Here is a 2,756-nt window from a genome sequence, read left to right as displayed (position 1 = left end):
AACCAGCACGCCCGACCCAAACGCGACTTCGCCGTCAACTCCAAGATCCGGCAACCTGGTTACCTACCGAAGGTTGCTTGACGAGGCACTAGTCAAAATCTCCGCGTAAATGGTAGTTTGATTAATTGCCTCAACAAGGCCTAGCAATGGGAATGAGCGTCGGAGACGCTCCAACTCGGACTGCCATCTGCATGAGATCAATTCTCGGTGTATCGCAAATGTTTGCCGGATTCCCGTCGGTGGCGGTTCGGTTTAGGCGGCAACGGCGGAGATGACACGGTGGTGGAATTGCGACGTTTTTGCCGCGGATCCCATGTCATCGCGGCCGCGGATAGAGATAGCAATGATAGCACTATCACGATAATTGCACACCAAGTGAACACGTTTTTCTCCAATCTGCGCTGGGGACGAGGCTTCCAAGTATTTCTTAACAAAAATTCTTCCGTGCGATGCTCAGATAGAATTCATTGGAGGTATCAAGCCAAGATGGCTGTATATACTTTCTCTGCAGCGTTGAGCAAACAGATAGACTCTCTCGTGTTCTCGGAGAAAACGCTCCGCATCGACGGGGTGACACCACTGCGGATTCGAAGCGATGCCGACTCCAAGGCTCTGCAACAAGATGGGACGTTGCTATGAGCGCTTCTTCTTTGATGAAGTTCGACAGAAATCATGAGATCATGATTGCCGATCGGGGCGCTACCTGCCAACTGTTTTAGGAGAAAACTGAACTCGTAGATAGAAATCAATTCTGTAGGCAACTATGCTGTGTTGCATCCGGGAAAAGCGCGCAACGCCGGGTGGTCGGCGAACTCGTACACTGCCGGAATCGACGCATAAGACTCTCGTGTGCGAAATCGAACCCTGGATCGCAAAGACGTGCGGCCAGGCTATCGTGTTTGTAATGTGTAATGCTAAAGTCGCTGCTGTGGGGTAAATGGGCAATTCGTCGCTGCGGTCGGAGACATGTCCACCGAGCAAATCGCCGGCCGAGCAGTCGATCTCTTTCGATGGATCGAGATCTTCGCAGATCTGGTGATCAACGAAACGTGCCATCTTCGCCAAAGCACTGCTGGATTCCAACTAGGCGCGCCCGTCAGGCAAACAACCATTCTCTCACCTGCGACCCACGCCCAGCATCGTCGTGCCATCACCGGGTCCCCACCGAACTAGTGCCGCGTCCGGGAAGGTTGATGCTGTAACCCGCGGCCCGGGGTGGCGGGTTGATCATCGGTGGGTGACCGGTGATGCTGCCGGTGGAGGTGATGCCGGTGGAGGTGATGCCGGTGGAGGTGATGCCGGTGGCTCGCAAGCCGGATGTGTTCGTCAGAGCAGTGACCCCGGAAGAGGGCCGCAAGCTGGCTCAGATCGCGCGACGTAGTAAGCAGCCGATTCGGATGCGTCGGGCGGTGGTGGTGATAGCCTCGGCGCAGCATCAGCCGGTCGGGTTTATCGCGAAGCTGATGCAGGTGTCGGAATCATATGTGCGGCAGGTGATCCACGACTTCAACGAGAAGGGGTTCGACGCTTTGGACCCAAAATGGAGCGGGGGCAGGCCGGCGAAGAACGATCAACCGACGCGTGATCGGATCTGTCGGATCGCCCGGTGCTGCCCCCGCGACCTGGGCTGGCCGTTCGCGACGTGGAGCCTGTCGAAACTGGCGGAAGTGTTGCGAATCAACGGCGTTGCCGACATCAGCCGCGAGACCGTGCGGCAGATTCTCAAGGCGGGCGGGGTGTCGTGGCAGGCCACCAAGACGTGGAAAGCCAGCAACGACCCGGACTTTGCGGACAAGATGGCGCGTGTGCTCGACCTCTATGACCACCCGCCCGCGGACGGGCGCGTGGTCTGCGTGGACGAGTTCGGGCCTTTGAATCTGCAACCCCGCGCCGGCCGAGGTTGGTTCGCCGCCCGGCGCCCGCGGCGGCTGCGGGCAACCTACCGCCGCACGCAGGGTGTCCGGCATATGTTCGGCGCGCTGGACCTGCGCACCGGGCAGCTGTACTACCGGATCCGGGACCGGAAACGATGGACCGAGTTCCTGGCCTTCTTGAAATCCTTGCGGGGCCGATGGCAGAGCCAGAAACTGTATCTGATCTGCGACAACTACTCGGTCCACAAACGCGCCGATGTCCGCGCGTGGTGCGCGGGCAACGCCGTGGAGCTGGTGTTCCTGCCCACCTACTCGTCGTGGCTGAACCGCATCGAGTGCGAGTTCGCCGCCTTGCGGTACTTCGCGCTCAACGGCACCGACCACCGCAGCCACGCCGAACAGGACGACGCGATCGGCACCTACGTCCGCTGGCGCAACCAGCACGCCGGACCCGTCCGCGACTTCGCGGTCGGATCCAAGATCCGACGACCCGATTACCTACCCAAAGTTGCCTGACGCGGCACTAGGTCGGCATCGCTGATGATGCCCGCGGGCACCGCATCATGCCGATAGGGACTCGGACGACGGTGCCCTCCATGCGTCGGATTCTCTGGAATTGTCTTTCGCGATCACCTCATCAAGAATCCGCTGTCAGATCTCGCTGGCGGTCCACATCCGTCGGCGCCGGTCACACTCCGACACCAGCGGCATGCGCTTGATCGTAAACTCGTCAACGACCGACCATGATTAGCTAGCTAACACCGGTCCGCACAACGAATTACAGGACGGTGACGGAAGCCTTCCGGAGCACGGAGTTGTGCCGCGAGTAGGCGAAGTAGACGACGAACCCGATCACCATCCACACCAGGAACCGCAGCCAGG

At 59.4% G+C, this 2,756-nt stretch carries 2 protein-coding genes; one reads left to right on the top strand and one right to left on the bottom strand.

Annotated features, from left to right (window positions below; all coding sequences use genetic code 11):
- Window positions 1–1,247: 1,247 nt before the first annotated feature.
- Entirely contained in the window at window positions 1,248–2,390 is a 1,143-nt protein-coding gene (locus ABZW96_RS37470; RefSeq protein WP_355081614.1) for an IS630 family transposase, read from the top strand.
- Window positions 2,391–2,652: 262 nt separating this feature from the next.
- Here the strand turns inward: ABZW96_RS37470 and ABZW96_RS37465 are convergent, their stop codons facing one another.
- Window positions 2,653–2,751, bottom strand: coding sequence for an amino acid permease C-terminal domain-containing protein (locus ABZW96_RS37465; RefSeq protein ID WP_355081612.1), 99 nt, complete (start codon window positions 2,749–2,751; stop codon window positions 2,653–2,655).
- Between the last annotated feature and the right edge of the window lie 5 nt (window positions 2,752–2,756).

This window comes from Nocardia sp. NPDC004168 (assembly GCF_040610355.1).
Taxonomy (GTDB): Bacteria; Actinomycetota; Actinomycetes; order Mycobacteriales; family Mycobacteriaceae; genus Nocardia; species Nocardia sichangensis.
Note: the sequence above shows the minus strand (reverse complement) of the source record. Positions and strands in the feature narration are given on the sequence as shown.

What these genes read in the sequence shown, in the direction of transcription:
- ABZW96_RS37470 (WP_355081614.1), top strand. Translation starts at nt 1,248, where the DNA reads ATGCTGCCGGTGGAGGTGATGCCGGTGGAGGTGATGCCGGTGGAGGTG.